This is a genomic window from Pedobacter agri (genome assembly GCF_032678665.1).
In the GTDB taxonomy this organism is placed as follows: Bacteria; Bacteroidota; Bacteroidia; order Sphingobacteriales; family Sphingobacteriaceae; genus Pedobacter; species Pedobacter agri_A.
In genome coordinates this window covers 107947-126874 of sequence record NZ_JAVTSH010000009.1, presented here as the reverse complement: position 1 = coordinate 126874, position 18928 = coordinate 107947, and the positions used below count along the sequence as shown (strand labels likewise).

At 38.0% G+C, this 18928-nt stretch carries 15 protein-coding genes; 8 read left to right on the top strand and 7 right to left on the bottom strand.

The features are described from left to right. Positions 1 to 311 precede the first annotated feature (311 nt). From R2Q70_RS18210 to R2Q70_RS18200, 3 genes are all read right to left on the bottom strand, one after another. Entirely contained in the window at positions 312 to 2045 is a 1734-nt protein-coding gene (locus tag R2Q70_RS18210; protein ID WP_316808975.1) for a M23 family metallopeptidase, read from the bottom strand. 3 nt (positions 2046 to 2048) lie between these two features. Beyond that, positions 2049 to 2660, bottom strand: a complete 612-nt coding sequence (locus tag R2Q70_RS18205) for a fumarylacetoacetate hydrolase family protein (protein ID WP_316808974.1) — start codon at positions 2658 to 2660, stop codon at positions 2049 to 2051. Between the two features lie 78 nt (positions 2661 to 2738). Beyond that, complete coding sequence (locus tag R2Q70_RS18200) at positions 2739 to 3269, bottom strand: T9SS type A sorting domain-containing protein (protein ID WP_316808973.1); 531 nt, start codon at positions 3267 to 3269, stop codon at positions 2739 to 2741. 180 nt (positions 3270 to 3449) lie between these two features. Between R2Q70_RS18200 and R2Q70_RS18195 the strand changes: the two genes are divergently transcribed. After that, positions 3450 to 5426, top strand: coding sequence for a KUP/HAK/KT family potassium transporter (locus R2Q70_RS18195; RefSeq protein ID WP_316808972.1), 1977 nt, complete (start codon positions 3450 to 3452; stop codon positions 5424 to 5426). Between the two features lie 3 nt (positions 5427 to 5429). Next, positions 5430 to 5594 (top strand): hypothetical protein, encoded by a 165-nt coding sequence (locus R2Q70_RS18190; RefSeq protein WP_316808971.1) that lies wholly within the window; start codon positions 5430 to 5432, stop codon positions 5592 to 5594. A 308-nt stretch (positions 5595 to 5902) separates the two neighbouring features. Here the strand turns inward: R2Q70_RS18190 and R2Q70_RS18185 are convergent, their stop codons facing one another. After that, the gene (locus tag R2Q70_RS18185; RefSeq protein ID WP_316808970.1) at positions 5903 to 6448 is read right to left on the bottom strand and encodes a transposase; all 546 of its coding nucleotides are present in this window, start codon (positions 6446 to 6448) and stop codon (positions 5903 to 5905) included. A gap of 369 nt (positions 6449 to 6817) precedes the next feature. Further along, positions 6818 to 8764, bottom strand: a complete 1947-nt coding sequence (locus tag R2Q70_RS18180) for an amino acid permease (protein ID WP_316808969.1) — start codon at positions 8762 to 8764, stop codon at positions 6818 to 6820. A gap of 278 nt (positions 8765 to 9042) precedes the next feature. On the opposite strand from R2Q70_RS18180, the gene R2Q70_RS18175 reads away from it, so the two are divergent. Beyond that, the gene (locus R2Q70_RS18175) at positions 9043 to 10266 is read left to right on the top strand and encodes an MFS transporter (RefSeq protein WP_316808968.1); all 1224 of its coding nucleotides are present in this window, start codon (positions 9043 to 9045) and stop codon (positions 10264 to 10266) included. A 115-nt stretch (positions 10267 to 10381) separates the two neighbouring features. On the opposite strand, the gene R2Q70_RS18170 is transcribed toward R2Q70_RS18175, so the two are convergent. Further along, positions 10382 to 12784, bottom strand: coding sequence for a TonB-dependent receptor (locus R2Q70_RS18170; RefSeq protein WP_316808967.1), 2403 nt, complete (start codon positions 12782 to 12784; stop codon positions 10382 to 10384). Positions 12785 to 13008: 224 nt separating this feature from the next. Between R2Q70_RS18170 and dctA the strand changes: the two genes are divergently transcribed. Next, complete coding sequence (gene dctA / locus R2Q70_RS18165; RefSeq protein ID WP_316808966.1) at positions 13009 to 14277, top strand: C4-dicarboxylate transporter DctA; 1269 nt, start codon at positions 13009 to 13011, stop codon at positions 14275 to 14277. 196 nt (positions 14278 to 14473) lie between these two features. Next, positions 14474 to 15469: a 23S rRNA (adenine(1618)-N(6))-methyltransferase RlmF gene (gene rlmF, locus R2Q70_RS18160; RefSeq protein WP_316808965.1), complete on the top strand. Its 996-nt coding sequence runs from the start codon at positions 14474 to 14476 to the stop codon at positions 15467 to 15469. Positions 15470 to 15805: 336 nt separating this feature from the next. Here the strand turns inward: rlmF and R2Q70_RS18155 are convergent, their stop codons facing one another. Beyond that, the gene (locus R2Q70_RS18155; protein ID WP_316808964.1) at positions 15806 to 16228 is read right to left on the bottom strand and encodes a cupin domain-containing protein; all 423 of its coding nucleotides are present in this window, start codon (positions 16226 to 16228) and stop codon (positions 15806 to 15808) included. A gap of 347 nt (positions 16229 to 16575) precedes the next feature. Between R2Q70_RS18155 and sucD the strand changes: the two genes are divergently transcribed. The 3 genes from sucD to R2Q70_RS18140 all read left to right on the top strand — a co-directional run bounded on the left by sucD (position 16576) and on the right by R2Q70_RS18140 (position 18772). Beyond that, entirely contained in the window at positions 16576 to 17448 is an 873-nt protein-coding gene (sucD, locus tag R2Q70_RS18150; protein WP_290240883.1) for a succinate--CoA ligase subunit alpha, read from the top strand. 238 nt (positions 17449 to 17686) lie between these two features. Beyond that, a complete protein-coding gene (locus tag R2Q70_RS18145; protein WP_316808963.1) occupies positions 17687 to 18079 on the top strand; it encodes a GxxExxY protein in 393 nt (130 codons plus the stop codon). Positions 18080 to 18271: 192 nt separating this feature from the next. Then, the gene (locus R2Q70_RS18140) at positions 18272 to 18772 is read left to right on the top strand and encodes a methionine-R-sulfoxide reductase (RefSeq protein WP_316808962.1); all 501 of its coding nucleotides are present in this window, start codon (positions 18272 to 18274) and stop codon (positions 18770 to 18772) included. Positions 18773 to 18928 lie beyond the last annotated feature (156 nt).

Here is an 18928-nt window from a genome sequence, read left to right as displayed (position 1 = left end):
CTTAATGATCTTAATTCCTTAATGGTTAAATACAATTGCTTTTGCATGGTTCTATCACTATTTAGGCATTAAGGAAATAAGTTCCGATGCCATGTCCTAATGATCTTAATCCCTTAATGGTAAAAAATGTAACAACGTTTTAGTGTTATCTCACCATTTAGGCATTAAGGCATTAAGAAAATAAGTTCAAATCGCCCTGTCTTAATGATCTTAATTTCTTAATGGTAAAAAAGTAACAACGTTTTTAGTGCTACATCAACATGGAGAAAATAAGTTATAGATATCTGAATCGTAAATTTTTTTAACTGATTTTATCTAAAGAAAGAAATGCTATAGCGGCGCACATTGTCTTTTACATCGCTCACCACTAATTCGAAATCATGTTTTCCTGATGCCGTGCGATCATCAAAGCTATGCCAAAGTGTAGCCGTTTTCGCGTCAAATTCCATCAAAACCCATTTTCCATCAATGTATCCGTTAAAGCTTTTTATTCCAGAAAGATTGTCGCTGATTTTGAAAGTCATTTTAGATAATCCAGCCATACTTTTTCCATCGGCAATATTTACTGCACTGATTCGTGGCACCACGGTATCAACCGCGATATAAAAACTACCAAAATTCCTTGGCGAGGCTTTTACATATCCATTTTCGAATGTTCCGCCTTGCGATGAACCACCAGTACTTACGATAAGGGCTTTGCTGCGCAGGTTTTCAGGGAGCGCATCTGCCTTAATCCAAAGATTAAAACCCACATGAAGCGGTGTGTAACGGTTATGAATCTGATGGATGTTTGACCAGGCATTGCCTGCTGGTTTTGGAAGTTTTTTGTAAGTAAAATTTAAATCGTTATATAGTGTACCCTGAGGTAGCACAACCTTAACTTCATCATTATTAAACTCATTTACCTTGTTGTAAGGATAAACAACTCCTGCTGGAATGATTGCGAGTGTAGCCGCTGCAACACCAGCGTTAACAGTAAATGGTAAAACTGATGAATTGCCTTTTGCATCGGTAATGATGTAGCGAAGCTGATGTGATGCACCATCATTGAAGTTGATTTTGCCGCTGTTTACCAACCCACTATAAATTTTTAGAGGATTACCCGGATCAACAAAGCTTTTTTGAATGCTTCTTTTGGTATTCAAATACGTTGGATAATCGATATGGGAATTAATTGCCTTACTGTCTTCGAAAGCAAAACGCTCCAAGGCCGAGGTATAAATCATTTTTCCATCTAATTCCAGTTGGATAGAATAAACGCCGTTTGTTCCTGAAAGTCCGTTATGCCGATCGGTTACCACCACACCAAAACCCACTTCGCCAGTTAAACTTATTGGCGTTAGCGCTTTATAATTGCCGCTTGCACCCGTAATTCCAATAGCCTGTTTCGGTGTATTTTCATTAAATGTTTTTCCATTTAAACGATAGACGTACAAACCATGAATAATCGGTGGGATATTATCAGGAATATTAATACCAAAAAACTGAGGATTGATGGTTTCTTCGGTTTTGGTATCTCTGATTTCGAAATGTAAATGTGGTCCGCCGGAACTACCACGGTTGCCAGACCAGGCGATAATTTCTCCTTTGCGTACTGGAATTAAAGTTGCATCTGGAAATTCATCAATTTCAAACGTCTTCTTTTCGTACTCCAGGTTTTTAACAATGGTGGCAATTTTTGGAGAAAAACGTTGTACATGACCATAAACGGTAGTAAAACCATTTGCATGGTTAAGGTATAGCGCCTGGCCAAAACCACTGTTTTGAACCCTTAAACGGGAAACGTAACCATCTGCCACCGCATAAACAGGATAACCTTCGCGTTGATTAGTGCGAAAATCGATGCCAGAGTGGAAATGATTGCCGCGAATTTCACCGAAAGATCCGGCAAGGGCAGGAGGAACGATATCTAATGGCTGCCTAAAATCGGTAATCGGGTATCGGTTTGTGCTAAAAATCTGTTGAGCCTGAGTTGAACTAAAGGCAAATAGAAATAAAACTAGCGTTGATATTTTAGGGAAATTCAGGATCGGATTTTTAATCATTCGTTACTTAACATCAAAATTTAAAAGTTGTTTTCCTTCTAACCAAGCCTCCAGCTTATCGCCTTGGTTGGTTTTGCCAACGCCTTCCGGGGTGCCTGTAAAAATGAGGTCGCCCTTTTTTAAGGTAATGTATTGAGAAACAAAACTGATGATCTTTTCAAAAGAGAATAACAAATCCTTTGTGTGTCCTCTTTGGCGACTTTCACCATTTACCTTCAATTCAAAATTTAAGCTGTACATGTCCTCAAAATCGCTTTTTGGCAAAAATATGCTCACAGGTGCCGAGCTGTCAAACCCTTTAGCCAATTCCCACGGTAAGCCTTTTTCTTTGTGTTTGCTTTGGATATCCCGGGCAGTAAAATCAATTCCCAAACCAATTTCATCGTAATAGTTGGAAGCGAATTTCTCGGCAATGTGCTTCCCTTCTTTGCATATTTTTAAAACCACCTCAAGCTCATAATGAACATCATTAGAAAAATCAGGTAAATAAAATGGTTTATTATCTTTCAGTAAAGCCGTATCAGGTTTCATGAAAATTACCGGGGTAGTAGGAACAGGGTTGTTTAATTCTTTTGCATGTTCGGCGTAATTTCTGCCAATGGCGATGATTTTCATTTCTTTCAAAGTTAGAAGTATAACAGCATAGAGATTTTCAAAAATCTCGATGAGCCAAAAATAGAAAAGAAAATGGTGTTATAAAACCGAGATGCGTTTTACCTGACTTTCGGACCCTGCCATTACACGTAGAAAGTAAATGCCGGCATTTAAACGGCTGGGAATATTGAAGCTTTTGGTTTGCTCGCCAGCGTTTAGTCTTTCATTGGCCAATGTTACTACCTCATTCCCTAACAAATCTATTATTTTGATGGTAGTTTGGGTTCCATCCTTTCCGATAGATAAGATAATATTTAATTGCTCTTCAACAGGGTTCGGATAAATTTTAACAATGGTTAATAACTTATCTTTTGTTGCGGCAATATTCGAAGGTTTTGTAGTGCCTGAATAGGTATTAAACATACCAGATGAACCAAAGGTGCCAAACAAAGGCTTATAAGGCTGAATATTTGCTTTAATTTCAGGAATTCTGCTGGTTTTTTTAACTCTATTTTTTAGGCTAATGTGAATACTATCAGCTTGTTGTGCCCAAGAATTAACACTGCACGCCAAAACAATGCAAAAAATGCATAAAATTTTTGTGAGCAACGTTACTTGGTAGAGTTTCATCAAATTTATAAAGCAAATGTATTAATTAAAAACAAAGAAATTAAACATTTTGTTGATCTCTGTTATTTTAACACAATTTAACAATAAATTTTGTTTTTACCAGTGTGAAAAATACACAATATTATGGTTGTTAATTTGTTATAGTTAGTTTACTTTTGACGCACTAAAAATATCAACGAAGTGTCAAATCATAAAAATGTCAACGCATTAACTGCTGGCGGGGTGCTGGTAAGTTTGGGGATTGTTTTTGGCGATATCGGTACATCACCATTATATACGCTAAAAGCAATTTTTAAAACGGCTAAAGAAATTGCAGAAAAAGGCGGCGGCGGCGGTTCATATATTAATCCAGACCTCGTGCTAGGCGCACTATCATGTGTAATCTGGACACTTACCTTGCAAACTACCATAAAATATGTAATGATCACCTTGCGTGCCGACAATAAGGGCGAAGGTGGAATTTTCTCATTGTATTCATTGGTGCGAAAGAAGGCGAAGTGGCTGGTGATACCCGCCATTATTGGTGGGGCGGCATTACTTGCCGATGGTATGATTACACCAAGTATTACGGTAACATCAGCCATTGAGGGATTAAAATTAAAGTTTCCAACGGTACAAGTACTTCCAATCGTAATTACCATCATTGCACTCTTATTTATCATTCAGCAATTTGGAACCAATTTGGTTGGAAAGTTATTCGGGCCAATTATGTTTTTATGGTTTGCGGCACTCGGCGTTTCCGGATTGGCGCAAATCATCCATGATCCGTCGATTTTTAAAGCCTTAAATCCATATTACGCCATTCACTTGCTGATCACAAATCCTGGTGCACTGGCCATTTTAGGTGGGGTTTTCCTGTGTACCACCGGAGCAGAAGCACTTTACTCAGATTTAGGACATTGTGGAAAACAAAATATACGTGTAAGCTGGATTTTTGTAAAATTGATGTTGATTTTCAATTACTTAGGTCAGGGTGCTTGGGTGTTAAAAAATCCCAATTATGATCCACATTTCGTAAACCCTTTCTTCGAGCTGGTTCCTCCTGGAATGGTTTTATTCATGGTTGGTTTAGCTACAACAGCTGCGGTAATTGCATCTCAGGCCATGATTTCCGGTTCATTTACCTTAATTTCGGAAGCAGTAAGATTGAATCTTTGGCCAAAAGTTAAAATCAATTATCCAAGTGTACAGAAAGGACAGTTGTATGTGCCTTCCATTAACTGGCTGTTGTGTATAGGCTGTATCATCATCGTTTTGATTTTCAAAAAATCTGATGATATGGAGGGGGCATATGGTTTAGCCATCAACCTTACTTTCTTAATGACAACCGTTTTGGTTGCCGTTTACATGTTAAGGAAAAAGTTTCCTAAATATCTGATTGTAATTTTCGTTGTAGTTTACGGTGCGATAGAACTTGCTTTCCTTGCAGGAAATTTATTCAAATTCATCCATGGCGGTTGGGTTACATTATTAATAGGTTGCGGTTTGTTAAGCGTCATGTGGACCTGGTACAACTCACGGAAAATCAAAAATCGTTTCGTTAAATACGTTGAAATTGAAGATTATTATCAGATTTTGAGCGAATTAAGCGTTGATGAAACCGTTCCTAAATATTCGTCGCAGTTGGTGTATTTAACCAGTGCAAATTTTAAAACGGAAATAGAATCGAAGATTATTTATTCTATTATCCAGAAAGAACCAAAACGTGCTGATGTGTATTGGCTGGTTCACGTAGATGTAATGGATGAACCTTATACGCTTGATTACAAAGTTGAATTTTTAATCCCAGGAAAGTTAATCCGTATCGATTTCCGTTTAGGATTCAGGATTGAACAACGTGTAAACTTGTTGTACCGTAAAGTGGTCGAAGAGTTGGTTAAAAACGGCGAAATCGATATTACAAGTCAGTATAAATCGTTAAATAAACATAAAATAGCTGGCGATTTCAGGTTCGTTCTTTTAGAAAAACACCTTTCTAAATTTACAAAATTGAGTTTCTACGAACGACAGATTATGGATTACTATTTCTTGTTAAAGAAAATGAGTTTATCGGAAGAACGAAGTTTTGGTTTGGATAGCAGTTATGTTGACGTGGAGAAAGTTCCGTTGATTTTTGTAACGCCTGATGATATTGAGCTAAATAGATTACCTGTTTAATTGATGAGAACAGCACTATTAATTTTGGGCATTTGCCTTTTCATTGCTGGTCCGGCTGCAAAGATTTACCATCTCGATCATGCAAATAGCTATATGATTGCGTCTGGTTTAGGTTTAGTGATGATCACCGCCCTGGGATTTGTCAAGAAGAAAGATCACCAGGATTAGTAGATTTTAGGATTACAGAGTAACTTACACTGTTAGTCCTATGAGTTGATGCCGTTTTGCTATCCGTTGGTGCGCTCACCAACAGGCGTCGACAGCCCTTTAATGTTCCTATCGGTTGGTGTCCCCACCAACCGAAACATGTTTTAATCGGTTTAGCATAAAGGTTGAAATTTTTCCTATCAGTTGGTGTCCTCACCAACCGAAATATGCTAAAAATTGGTTTAGCATAAAGGTTAAGATTGTTTCTATCGGTTGGTGTCCCCACCAACCGAAATTTTAAGTTTACCGACGAGATTACAACCCGCAAATTAATCTCGAAAATGAGTGAGTATATTAAATTTATCCACTCCAGTCTGATAAAAATCAGCACTGCTCCAGGCATAGTCTTCTGGGCGCTTACATAATTTCCACTTATCTTCTATAGGATTCTCATGTACGTAATCTAATTTCTGAATCAAGATCTTTTCTGTACTTAAAGGAATCGCTAGTGGGTCTCTTTTCCAAAATTGATATTCACGATCATCCTTCTCTGATCTATATTTGTTTAGCAAATCAGGCTTAAATTTTGTTAAATATCTCTTAAACTGATGTGCTGTAAACTTGGTGAAACTGGCTGCCGGACTTTCTTTGCCATTAATTCTAAGCATGCTCCAAAGGAGATGGATATGATTTGGCATAAGTACATACCCGTAAATTTCAACCAGTTTTTGGTTAACTAAATATTGTAATGAATTAATAATAATCAATTTAAATTCATCTTCTTTAAGAAGATGATCAAAATTATATACCGTGTCAGTATAGAAGTACGGATAATGATAATCCATTTGTCCCTGGCGTTTGTGAAAAATATTCATTTTGATTTAGTTTTGAGCGACAACTCAAAGGCAATATAATTATTTGGTATGTATTTCTGTTAGTGAAGACACCAACCGCTGGTCTATTCATTTTGCTTTAGTATTGAGGGACAACTATAAGGCAATATGGCTATTTGATATGTATTTCGGTTGGTGAGGACACCAACCGATAGGCTAATTATTTGATATCTATTCTGTTGGTGAAAACACCAGCAGATAGTCTATTCATTTTGCTTTAGTATTGAGTGACACTAAAAGGCAATATGATTATTTGATATGTATTTCGGTTGGTGAGGACACCAACCGATAGGCTAACGTACTAAAGGGCCTCTGCATTACGGCTATCTGTTTGATCAAACGAAACTTAATCTAAACTTCCTGTGCCAGTTTGCTATGTTTGTAGCCATACGCAAAGTAAACCACCAATCCGATAACCAGCCATATTCCAAAACCAATCCAGTTTGAAATACCTAGTTCGCACATCATATACAAACAGCTGATTAATCCTAAAACCGGAATGAGTGAAAGATTCTTTGTGATGCAATAGAAAGAAATGATCACACAGATGATGAGAAAAATCCACATTGGGATTTTATGTTTGAACAAGCTCCAGCCACTTTCGTATTTTTTCTCAACAGATACTTTTGAAGCTGAAATAAACTGTTCATAACGATCGCCCGGGAGCGCACTTAAATACGATTCAGCATCAACTTTATCAGCCAGCATAATTTGCGGTGCGGCATTTTTTACAATTTCTTCCTTTACAATTTTGAGCTCATCTCCATTTAATGAGGTAACAAAAGAAACCGTTTCGATTGTTTTAGGTGAATTAAAGAAGAATGCTTTGGTGTCTTTACCAAATTGGGTAAAGGCAAATATAATAGCTGCTAAAAAAGCAAGTGGAACAATAAACTTACTGTTTACGTATGGTATTTTAAATTTCCCTCGCTGCACATCCGGACGATTTTGCAGCACCAAAACGCCGGCACAAACCAGTACAAATGCAAATAGTGTACCTATCGAGCAAAGATCAGTTACAATCGTTAAATTCATGAAAAGTGATGGAACTGCTACTACAAAACCCACAACGATGGTTGCAAAGGAAGGCGTTTTATATTTGGGGTGAATTTTAGAAAATGATTTTGGCAGTAAACCATCACGGCTCATGCTCATCCAGATACGTGGTTGCCCCATTTGAAATACTAAAAGTACGCTTGCCATGGCAAAAACTGCACTTACAGCGATAATTCCGCTCATTAATTTCAGGTTGATCTGATCAAAAACGAATGCTAACGGATCACCGACAGCAAGCGTATCTGATTTCACAATCCCGGTTAAAACCAACGCTATTGCTACATATAAAATGGTACAAATAATAATTGCCCACATCATGCCACGAGGTAAATCGCGTTGAGGATTTTTACATTCTTCGGCAGTAGTAGAAATGGCATCAAAGCCAATGTAAGCGAAAAATACAGCAGAAACGCCCTTCAAAATACCCGACACGCCATTGGGCGCAAATGGATCCCAGTTTTTAACATCAACATAAAATATACCTACAGCCAAAACCAATAAAATAACAGCTAACTTAACCACAACCATGGCATTGCTGGCATTGCGGCTCTCTTTCATTCCGCGATAAATTAACCAGGTAATCAGTATGATAATGCCAAGCGCCGGAATGTCGGCTACTAAATGAAATCCTCCAATTTGAGGGGCGGTTAACCAGGCATTATTAGCCAAAGCAGTTGCAGTATCAAGACCGGCCAGGTTTTTTCCTGCAGCAAGCAAAGCTTCTGCGGTTTTATGACCGTTGTAAGCACTCAAATAATCCATTGTCGCCCAATCTGGGACATGAATGCCGTTAATTCCGAGAAAAGGAATTTTTATGGTGGAGAGTAATCCTGTAAAATAATCAGACCAGGAAATGGCTACCGTTATGTTTCCAATGGAATATTCCATAATTAACGACCAACCGATGATCCATGCCACCAACTCGCCAAATGCCACATACGAGTAGGTGTAAGCACTACCTGAAACCGGAACCATTGAAGCAAATTCGGCATAAGCAAAGGCAGCGAAACTACAAGCCACCGCAGTAAAAATAAACAAGAAAATTACAGCTGGTCCGCCATCGGCACTGGCTTTGCCAATGGTGCTGAAAATTCCGGCGCCAATGATTGCTGCAATACCAAATGCGGTTAAATCGCGTACTCCAAGTGTTTTGTGTAGGGTGTTGTCGTGGTCGCCGTAGCCGCTCGCCGCATCTTTTAATATCTTGGAAATCGATTTCTTTCTAAATAGCTTTTCGAACATCTTAGTTTGCTTGTTGTATTCTTCAAACTTATAAAAATATCAGTTAAAAACGTTTAAAGCAACATATAAATTTCACTACATATCATTATTGATTTTACAAAAGCGGTCAAATTATCACTTTTGTTGATGGAAATTGGCGGCATGATGAGATGTTCTGCTAAAAATCTCGCTGTATTGTAATCTGTGTGTGTTTATGTGAATCTCATGATTTTTAAAGCATCATAAAAAGCTACTTTTGCCACCAAAATTGAAATTATTCATTCTTCCTGTTAAGTAAAATGACATCATCCACTATTAAAACATCTTATATCAAGGAGAAAAATCAAGGAATCGCCACAATTCTGGCTTTTGCATTGATTCCACTTTCCGGTTTTGCCACTGATATTTATATTCCATCATTACCCACTATGGCTGGCGAAATGGATGTAAGCAATGTTCAGGTTCAGCTAACATTAAGTATTTTTCTGATTAGTTATGGTGTGGCGCAACTTTTTGTCGGAAGCTTGTTAGATAGTTTCGGGCGTTACAAAATTGGATTATACAGTTTACTGATATTTGCAATGGCGAGTATTGTAATCGCAACAACACACCAGATCTACCTGATCTATCTCATGCGAATTATTCACGGTCTTTCGGTAGGTGCAATTGTGGTAGCGAAGCGGGCTTATTTTGTCGATTTATTTACGGGAGAGAAACTCAAACATTATTTAAGCTTATTTTCCATTATCTGGTCTACTGGTCCCATCATTGCGCCGTTTGTTGGCGGATATTTACATACTGCATTTGGATGGGAATCAAACTTTTATTTTCTGGCTGGTTTTGCGTTGGTTTTTGCGGTGCTCGAATTTCTATTCAGCGGAGAAACCTTAAAACATTTTACAGATTTTCAACTTAAAAAAATCACTAGCATTTATATCGATATGATTAAAACCACCAGCTTTACTTTAGGAATTGTGATGTTGGGTTTAGCATACTGTATGGTAATGGTTTATAACATGACGGGACCTTTTATCATCGAACACGAACTGAAATATTCGCCCGTAATTGCAGGTTATAGCTCTTTAATTTTAGGTTTTGCCTGGATGGTAGGCGGTTTTATTGGTAAGGCAACCATTAACAAACCATTTTTTAGCAGGCTGATGATTAATTCAATATTACAGGTTGTTTTTGTGGCTTTAATGATCGTAAGTTTAAATTTCGTTAGCAATTTATTTTCGCTAATCTTTTTCGCCTTTATTATTCACATTGGTGCTGGTTTTACCTTTAATAACTATTTCACCTTTTGTTTAAGCAAGTTTCCAAAAAACGCAGGTATTGCTGGCGGTTTAACAGGTGGAATTACATATGTCATCGTGTCGTTTCTGAGTTATGGTATTGTAAACCTTATCCCAGCAAAAGATGAAGCTAATCTTTCTTATAGCTACCTAATAATGATTATACTTTCCATCATGGTGATGTTTTTAATTATGAAGACCAGGAAGAAAAATGAATTGGACGTTTGATTCTTGAAGTGCCGTTGTCTCGATTGCTTCCGATTGAGAGGTTATTTGAAGATTCTATTCAACAAAAAAGCGTTCCAGAGCATTGCTTTGGAGCGCTTTCTCGTTAATGTTTTAATTAGAATTTGTAAGATACAGTTGTTACAAATTGACGAGGTGCGATTGGGTTCACACTATAATTCTCGTGAACAAAATAGTTTAACTCATCGGTAATGTTAGCAACCTTAGCCAGCAAAGACAATTTTTTCCAGGTGTAACCCGCAGAAAGATCAATGGTGGTAAAAGGTGTAAGCGGAATTAACCGGCTTGCCGTTTGGGTTTTTGTATCTGCATAACCGCCGTTGCGTGTGCCGGTATACAACACAGTTGTACCCAGTTTCAATCCTTTAATGGCTCCATCCTGAAAAGTGTAAAAAACTGTGGCATTTGCTTTGTTTTTGGTTGTACCAATTACACGTTGGCCCTCTACAATACCCGTTGGCAGGGTAGAAACATATCTGTAAAAATTATAGCTGTATCCCGCAAGGAAATTTAATCCTGGCAGTATCGTTCCTGTCAAGTCTACCTCCAAACCATCACTTCTGGTTTTACCTGTAAATTCTTTAATTGTTGCATCAACATTCGCGCTTCCATCTGCTTTCAATAACGCCGTCTGTGCTAAATTGCTGTTCTGTATTCTATAAACCGTTACGTTTGCTGATAATTTTCCATCAAGGAAATCATTTTTTACACCCGCCTCATACTGATCGATGATAGACGGTCGCATTGGATTTAAGAAAATATCCGTTCCGGTGTTAGCGGTGAAGTTATTGGCATAGCTCAAATAGATCGATGTAGTTTTTACAGGCTCATAAATCAATCCAAACTTTGGAGAGTAAGCCTTATCAACTTTGTCAGCCGTAGCACTTGGCGTTTTTATGCCTGTAGTGGCAGATGTTACATAAGCACCAGGTGTTTTCTGGAAAGTCCATCTTACACCAGCTAAAACCTTGAATTTCTCGGTAATGCTCACTAAATCTTGTACAAAGGCGCCCATCCGGAAGATTGGGGCAAAGGTTGATGTTGCAGATACGGCATTTGGTACAAGTCCTGATCCATAATACGTAGCCGGATCTAATAAGTTAACGCTTCCATAATTGAAAGTGGCTGCACCATTATAAGTCCAGGTACCTAAAGTTGTTGCCCTTGACTGATCTGCGTCAACACCTACTAAGATAGTATGTGCCACACTTCCGGTTTTGAATTTACCGTTTAGGTTAATCTGTTCGTTGTAAGTAAACTCTTTACTTTTCGAACGGGTAACATTACGCAGTGCGATGGCATTTGCGGCTGCGAACGGGCGTTCAGCACTAAAATAATTTCTATTATAGGCTTGTCCTGATGCAATGATATTTAACTTCCAGTTTTCATCAAATTTATGATTAAAACTTAGTTGTGTGGTAGAAGTGTTGGTTTTGTTGTAAGCCCATGGCGCATTTAAGTAGGTGTTTCTTCCAAGATCAGGGATGGCGTTTGCGATGGTGCCTATACCAAAATCTGGCGTATAATCACTTTTCAGGTAATCGCCTTGCAATAAGAAATCTGTTTGCTCATTAACTTTATACAACAAGGAAGGATTTAGGTAAAATCTTTTTGATTTCACCTGGTCTCTGTAACTTCCTGCATTTTCATACGTACCAATTACACGGAAAGCCACTTTTTTCGAAATTGGTCCGTAAAGATCGATTGTAGGTTTATACAGATCATAACTGCCAACCCGCATTGATACTTCACCGCCGTATTCGAATTTTGGTTTTTTGGTGACCATATTAATTACTGCGCCACCTGTAACACCACCATATAATAAAGCTGCACTACCTTTTAATACTTCTACCGATTCTAGTGTGCTTACCTCGGGCATTCCTCCGGTGCTTGTACGAGCACCATTTTTAAAAACGTTATTGCCACCAAGGCTGTAACCTCTGGCCACAAATGTTTCTCCACTTACCGAACCGCGGTTCTCTGAGTAAGCTACGCCATTTACGTTGGCTAGAACATCGCTCAAACGCATGGCTTGCTGATCGGTGATGATCTGGTTATTGATAATTTGCACTGACTGTGGTAAATCTTTAGGTGCAATCGCGATTTTACCAAGGTTTACTGGTTTTTTGTTTGGCGTTCTGTAACCGTTTATGGCAACTTCATCCAATTGTGATGACGATTCGGCTGTTGCAAAACTGATTTTAGATTCATTATTGGCTGTTACAGTTATAGATTTTTCCTGAATCCTAACACCAACTGCTGAGATTTTAATGGTGTATTTTCCTGGGGCAACATTCTTAAGGATAAAGTTTCCCTGCTCATCTGTATGAGTAGTTTTATTGGTGTTTTTTAATCCAACACTAACTAAAGCTGCCGGATTTCCGTCACTTGTTTTAATAGATCCTGATACCGATCCATTCTTAGATTGAGCAAAAGCTGTTCCCGAGAGTAGCAGAAAAACCATTGCCAAATAAATAATTTGGGTAAATTTTTTATACATCTTATTTAGATTAATTCTTAGTTGGCGCAAAAGAAAGAAATTAAAATGAGATTAGAGAATTATTTTTAATTATTCTAAATAAGAATTGATCTGCAACTAGTTGTACAAATTTTTCGTTTTCAATGGCTTGTCAATGGCATTAGCCTGCCTTAATAGTTAGGTTTAATACTAAACTGAAATACAAACGAAAAAATAACTTATATTTCATGACTCAAAACATATCTATGAAGGCAATTTTCTCCAACTTAACATTTCAGGTTATCGTCGCAATCATCGTTGGGATAATTGTAGGGACCTACTTTCCAGAGTTTGCATCAACAGCAAAACTGATTAGTCAAGGTTTTATTAACTTGATTAGTATGCTCATCGCACCTATCATTTTCTTCACCATTGTTTTAGGTATTGCGCACATGGGCGACATGAAAAAAGTGGGTAGAGTAGGAGGAAAGGCACTGCTGTATTTCGAAATCGTAAGCACTATAGCCATTGCAGTTGGTTTATTAGTGGCAAATATTCTTCAGCCTGGTGCAGGCGTGGTGGCGAAAACTAGTGACGCATCAAAAATTTCTGGATATGCTGAGCAAGCTAAAGACATGAACTGGGCAGAATTTTTCTTGCATATTATTCCACATAATGTAATCGCGGCGTTCGCGGAAGGCAATATATTGCAAATTTTGTTATTCGCTATTCTCTTTGGTTATGGCTTGAATAAATTAGGTGGCGAGGGAACTTCGGTTTTAAATGCTTTTGATAAAATTTCGAAAGTGTTGTTTAAAATTATGAAGGTGATTATGCGACTGGCCCCAATTGGCGCTTTTGGTGGAATGGCTTTCAGTATTGGTACACATGGCTTGCAGAGTATTTTTGGAATGGCAAAACTAATGGGATCGGTTTATCTGACTTGCATTTTGTTTATTTTTGTAGTGCTCAATGGCATTTGCAGGTATTATAAGTTTAGTTTGTGGTCCTATTTAAAATTCATCAGGCAGGAAATTTTAATTGTATTAGGAACCTCTTCATCAGAATCAGCGCTGCCAAGTATGATGCAAAAAATGGAAGCCATTGGCTGCGATAAATCGGTTGTGGGTTTAGTTATTCCAACCGGATATTCATTTAACCTCGATGGAACAGCAATCTACCTGGCCATGGCCGTAATTTTTCTTTGTCAGGTTTTTCACGTCGATTTATCATTAGGTCAGCAAATTACGGTTTTAGGCGTATTGATGGTTACTTCAAAAGGCGCTGCAGGTGTAACAGGAAGTGGTTTTATTGTATTGGTTTCTACTTTAACGGCATTGAAAATTATGCCGATTGAACATATTTCAATCTTAATTGGTGTTGATCGTTTCATGAGCGAAGCCCGAGCGATTACCAACGTAATCGGAAACGGTGTGGCTACCATCGTTATCGCAAAAAGCGAAAATCAGTTTGATCAGGAGAAATATTTACAAGCAATTCAGCCAGCGGTGATTGAGAAAAATGAGGAAAGTTAGTTTTTTATGTTACAAGTTGTAAGTTATAAGTCTGGACGAAAAAAAATATAAAAATTCGCGAGCAATTAAATATTTGTTCAAAACAAATTCCTACCCTAAACCCTAAACCCTAAACCCTAAACCCTATAACCCAACTCTTTTCACTACCTTTGTATCAGAAACATGCACACAGCATGTTTAGTTAAACCAGATCACATTGGCTCAAGAAGAACAAAATAACCGCAAAGAAAAAAGCGAGTTACACCCACGCAACAAACACCGTTCGCGTTACAATTTCAAACAACTTACTGCTACATCAAAAGATTTAAAACGTTTCGTTTTTAAAAACGAACATAACGACGATTCTATTGATTTTGCAGATCAGAATGCGGTTAAAACACTCAACAGAGCGTTGTTGAAATACTTTTATAATATCTCTCAATGGGATATTCCACAAGATTTTCTTTGTCCACCAATACCAGGCAGGGCCGATTATATCCATTATGTTGCCGATCTTTTGGGTTCGAGCAATATGGGTAAAAACCCAAAAGGTGCCAATGTAAACGTACTTGATATCGGCGTTGGTGCAAATTGCATTTACCCAATTATTGGCCATCAGGAATATGGCTGGAGCTTTGTAGGTTCTGAGATCGATCCGCTTTCGGTAGATTCGGCCAAACGTATTGTGGAGGCTAACCAACCGTTGCAAGGTGCAATTGAAATTCGTCAGCAATCTTCAAAAATGGGTATTTTTAGAGGCATTGTTGGCAGAAGCGAGCGTTTTGATGCGGTAGTCTGTAATCCGCCTTTCCACGCTTCTTTAAAGGAGGCAGAGCAAGGAACCCGCCAAAAGTGGCGCAACTTAGGTGGAAATGAGAAAGAGGTAAAACACGTTTTAAACTTCGGTGGAAATAAAGCCGAGCTTTGGTGCCCTGGTGGCGAACGTGCTTTTGTAGAACAGATGATTATTCAAAGTGCGCAAATTAAAAACCAGGTATTGTGGTTTACTTCGCTGGTATCAAAAAGTGCTAACCTTAAAAGTATTTACAGTGCTTTGGTTAATGCAAACGCCTTTGAAGTGCGTACCGTTCAAATGAGCCAGGGACAAAAAATAAGCCGTTTCGTAGCCTGGACTTTTCAGGATGATGCAGCGCAGGCTGAGTGGGCAAAAGGATGGAAGACGGAGCCAAAAGCTGAAGTGAAAAAAGCTTAAGATTTAAGATCGTTTGAAAAGCAAAGCCGGATGAACTGTTAAAGTTAGTCCGGCTTTTTTTATTTCTGTCTTTTTTAACGTTGGTTATTAGGAAGTTGCAGATGCCTCGTGTCTCAGTTTGCTAAACATAGATTTATAATCTTAAATCCAAACAAACTACATCTATAGTGCTCGTTATTGCGAGGTACGAAGCAATCTCATTTTGAAAATTAATCTTAAGAAAGAGATTGCTTCTCTCGATGAAAAATCGGGATCGCAATGACGGGAAAAAATGGGCGCTGGTCGGGATTTGTAATCCCGATCCTTGAATTAAGGATTTTTAATCCTTCAACCAGACTACTTTTTCTCGTAAACAATTAGAATCGTTAAATCATTATCATCGTTTGGCTTAATACCATGCGAACTTCCTGGTCGTGTTAAAATCGCGTCGCCGGGTTTAACAGGAAAAGTTTTTCCATTCATTTGCATTACACCTTTGCCGCTAAGAACATAGTAAATCTCATCTTCCTTTTGCAAATGATAACCAATGGATGAACCTGATTTTAAGATTCTCTTTTTGAAAACGGTTTTAAGATTTTTTGCTTCTGAGAAAAAATTGTAGCCTACAGTTTCTCCACCTCCGCCATGTGTGCCGGGCTCTACTTTAGCGATTTCAACATCATTTTGCAAAATGTATTTTGTGGTGTCAATAGATTGTGCTTTAGCGCCAAACGCGATTGTTGTCAATAATGTAAAAAGAATAAAAGTTTTGTTTTTCATGTTATGCTCTTTTAACCTTCTGCTTTTAGCTTTAGCCTTTCAGCTTTAATCTTTCTGCTTCCAGTAAATTTAGGCGTTTTGTACGGTTTTGCCAAAGGCACTAAACTTTGTGAAATAAACCTGATAGAAACGAAAATACTTTTGATGTTTTAAAAGTTACTAACCCTTTTTTAGCAAAACGCTTGTAGGGTTAGTAACTTTACAGCAAAAGATTGTAGTGTATAGCAGGGCTACACCAGCCATATTCGCATTCCATACATTTTCCAGAAAAAATGGTCTAAATAATCTATTTTTAGGCTTGACTTTCCACTCAATAATATTAGCTTTGCACAAAAAAATATTGATACATGAGCGTTTTAGTAAATAAAGATTCTAAGGTTATCGTTCAGGGTTTTACCGGAAACGAAGGAACTTACCATGCAGAACAAATGTTGGCGTATGGTACAAACGTAGTTGGTGGTGTTACGCCTGGCAAAGGTGGGCAATTACATTTAGATAAGCCTGTTTTTAATACTGTTAAAGATGCTGTTGATAAAACAGGAGCAAATGTATCTATCATTTTCGTTCCGCCAGCTTTTGCTGCTGATGCGATTATGGAAGCTGCCGAAGGTGGTATTAAAGTGATTGTTTGTATTACTGAAGGTATCCCAACGAAGGATATGATTCAGGTTAAGGAATATATTTCTGACCGTGATGTTACATTAATTGGCCCGAACTGCCCGGGTGTAATTACTGCAGATGAGGCTAAAATTGGTATCATGCCAGGTTTTATCTTCAAAAAAGGCCATGTTGGTGTGGTTTCGAAATCAGGAACTTTAACTTACGAAGCGGTAGACCAGGTTGTGAAAGCTGGTTTAGGTATTACAACGGCTATCGGTATCGGTGGTGACCCAATCATTGGTACACCAACTGTTGAAGCAGTTAAATTATTAATGAACGATCCTGAAACTCACGGTATCATCATGATTGGTGAAATTGGTGGTGGAATGGAAGCTGAGGCTGCCCGTTGGATTAAAGAAAATGGTACTAAACCTGTTGTTGGTTTCATCGCTGGTCAAACTGCTCCTGCCGGACGTAGAATGGGCCATGCGGGTGCAATTGTAGGTGGTGCTGATGATACCGCTGCTGCTAAAATGAAAATCATGCGTGAGTGTGGTATTCGTGTGGTAGAGAGTCCGGCTGAAATTGGCGCTGCAATGGCAGAAGAATTGGCAAAGTAAGATTTTTTGAATTTACATAAATGAAAGCGTTTCGATTAGGTTCGGGACGCTTTTTTGTTTGCCAAGGAAATATACGCTGCCAAAGAAATGTTTCTTTTGCCACGGAAACACAGAAGACACAGAAAAAAAGAATTTTGGAATTAATTGTTTTATTGTCACCGAAATACAGAAAAAAGATAGGCATTTGAGAATGGACAAACGTTAAAGAAATTTGATTAGATTAGTTAAAACTATTTTTATGGATTATCAAATAAGACAAGATAATCTTCCCTATAAAGCTGAAACTGATTTAATTATTAATGCTGCAATCGAAGTTCATAAAGCTTTGGGCTGCGGCTTTTTGGAGATCGTTTACAAGGACGCACTTTGTATCGAATTTGACAGCCGTGGATACTTTTTCGAAAGAGAAAAACATTATCCTGTGTATTATTGGGAAGTTTTACTTCCAAATAGCTTTTATGCAGACTTTATTGTTTTTGACTCTGTTATTTTAGAAATCAAATCAAAAAGTGGAATAGCAAATGAGGATTTAGCTCAAGCCATAAATTATTTAAAGTGTTCAGACTGTAAGGTTGGTTTGGTATTAAACTTCGGAAAGCCAACTTTGGAAATTAAGCGTGTTGTTTTCTAGTTGGTGATCCATGTGTGAAGCGAATATCGCTTTTTCAAATCTGTTCCGTGTATTCAGTGTTTCCGTGGCAATTTTCTATCATTTTCCATGTTCGCCTCCGCTGCATCACGCTAATTTATCATCCCTTTGTAAACACTCAGCCAAACCATTAAACCTACAAACCAAAACAAAAATTGCAGCGTATATTGTAATATGAAAACGATGTTAAATAAACTATTTTTGATCTCGGCTGTTGTTTTAACTACAGGTCTTTCCGCTTGTGCTCAAAAGCAGGAGAAGAAAGAAACAAAGCAAGCACAGCCATCAGAAAATATTATAAAGAAGAAAATGAACTGGAATACATTAACACCCGAAGAAGAGAGAGTAATTGTTAATAAAGGAACAGAATATCCTGGTACAGGAAAATACGAGCACACTACTGACAAAGGAACTTATACCTGTAAACGTTGCAACGCAGAGTTGTACCGCTCAGAAAGTAAGTTTGATGCCCGTTGTGGCTGGCCAGCTTTTGATGATGAAATTAAAGGTGCTGTAAAACGTATTCCCGATGCAGATGGATCGCGTACAGAAATTGTTTGTGCCAATTGTGGCGCACATTTAGGTCATGTTTTCACCGGAGAAGGATTTACCGCTAAAGACACACGTCATTGCGTAAATTCAATTTCCATGAACTTTGTACCTGATAAAAAATAAGGTGGATATAGTGAGGTTAGGTAGAGGCGTACAGCGATAAGTTGTACGCTTTTTTTGTTTAGTTACTATTCTGATTTATCATTTTTTAACAGGCGAAATGATTGGGTTTTTTAGTGTCAATTTGGGCTTTCGAAGGTGTATTAGTTAATGTTCAAA

Bases quoted from the DNA above. Each gene is read 5' to 3' on its own strand.
- R2Q70_RS18175 (WP_316808968.1), top strand. From the start codon at position 9,043: ATGACATCATCCACTATTAAAACATCTTATATCAAGGAGAAAAATCAA.
- R2Q70_RS18200 (WP_316808973.1), bottom strand. From the start codon at position 3,269: ATGAAACTCTACCAAGTAACGTTGCTCACAAAAATTTTATGCATTTTT.
- R2Q70_RS18190 (WP_316808971.1), top strand. From the start codon at position 5,430: ATGAGAACAGCACTATTAATTTTGGGCATTTGCCTTTTCATTGCTGGT.
- R2Q70_RS18180 (WP_316808969.1), bottom strand. From the start codon at position 8,764: ATGTTCGAAAAGCTATTTAGAAAGAAATCGATTTCCAAGATATTAAAA.
- R2Q70_RS18170 (WP_316808967.1), bottom strand. From the start codon at position 12,784: ATGTATAAAAAATTTACCCAAATTATTTATTTGGCAATGGTTTTTCTG.
- R2Q70_RS18140 (WP_316808962.1), top strand. From the start codon at position 18,272: ATGAAAACGATGTTAAATAAACTATTTTTGATCTCGGCTGTTGTTTTA.
- R2Q70_RS18210 (WP_316808975.1), bottom strand. From the start codon at position 2,045: ATGATTAAAAATCCGATCCTGAATTTCCCTAAAATATCAACGCTAGTT.
- R2Q70_RS18185 (WP_316808970.1), bottom strand. From the start codon at position 6,448: ATGAATATTTTTCACAAACGCCAGGGACAAATGGATTATCATTATCCG.
- R2Q70_RS18155 (WP_316808964.1), bottom strand. From the start codon at position 16,228: ATGAAAAACAAAACTTTTATTCTTTTTACATTATTGACAACAATCGCG.
- dctA (WP_316808966.1), top strand. From the start codon at position 13,009: ATGAAGGCAATTTTCTCCAACTTAACATTTCAGGTTATCGTCGCAATC.
- R2Q70_RS18145 (WP_316808963.1), top strand. From the start codon at position 17,687: ATGGATTATCAAATAAGACAAGATAATCTTCCCTATAAAGCTGAAACT.
- sucD (WP_290240883.1), top strand. From the start codon at position 16,576: ATGAGCGTTTTAGTAAATAAAGATTCTAAGGTTATCGTTCAGGGTTTT.
- R2Q70_RS18205 (WP_316808974.1), bottom strand. From the start codon at position 2,660: ATGAAAATCATCGCCATTGGCAGAAATTACGCCGAACATGCAAAAGAA.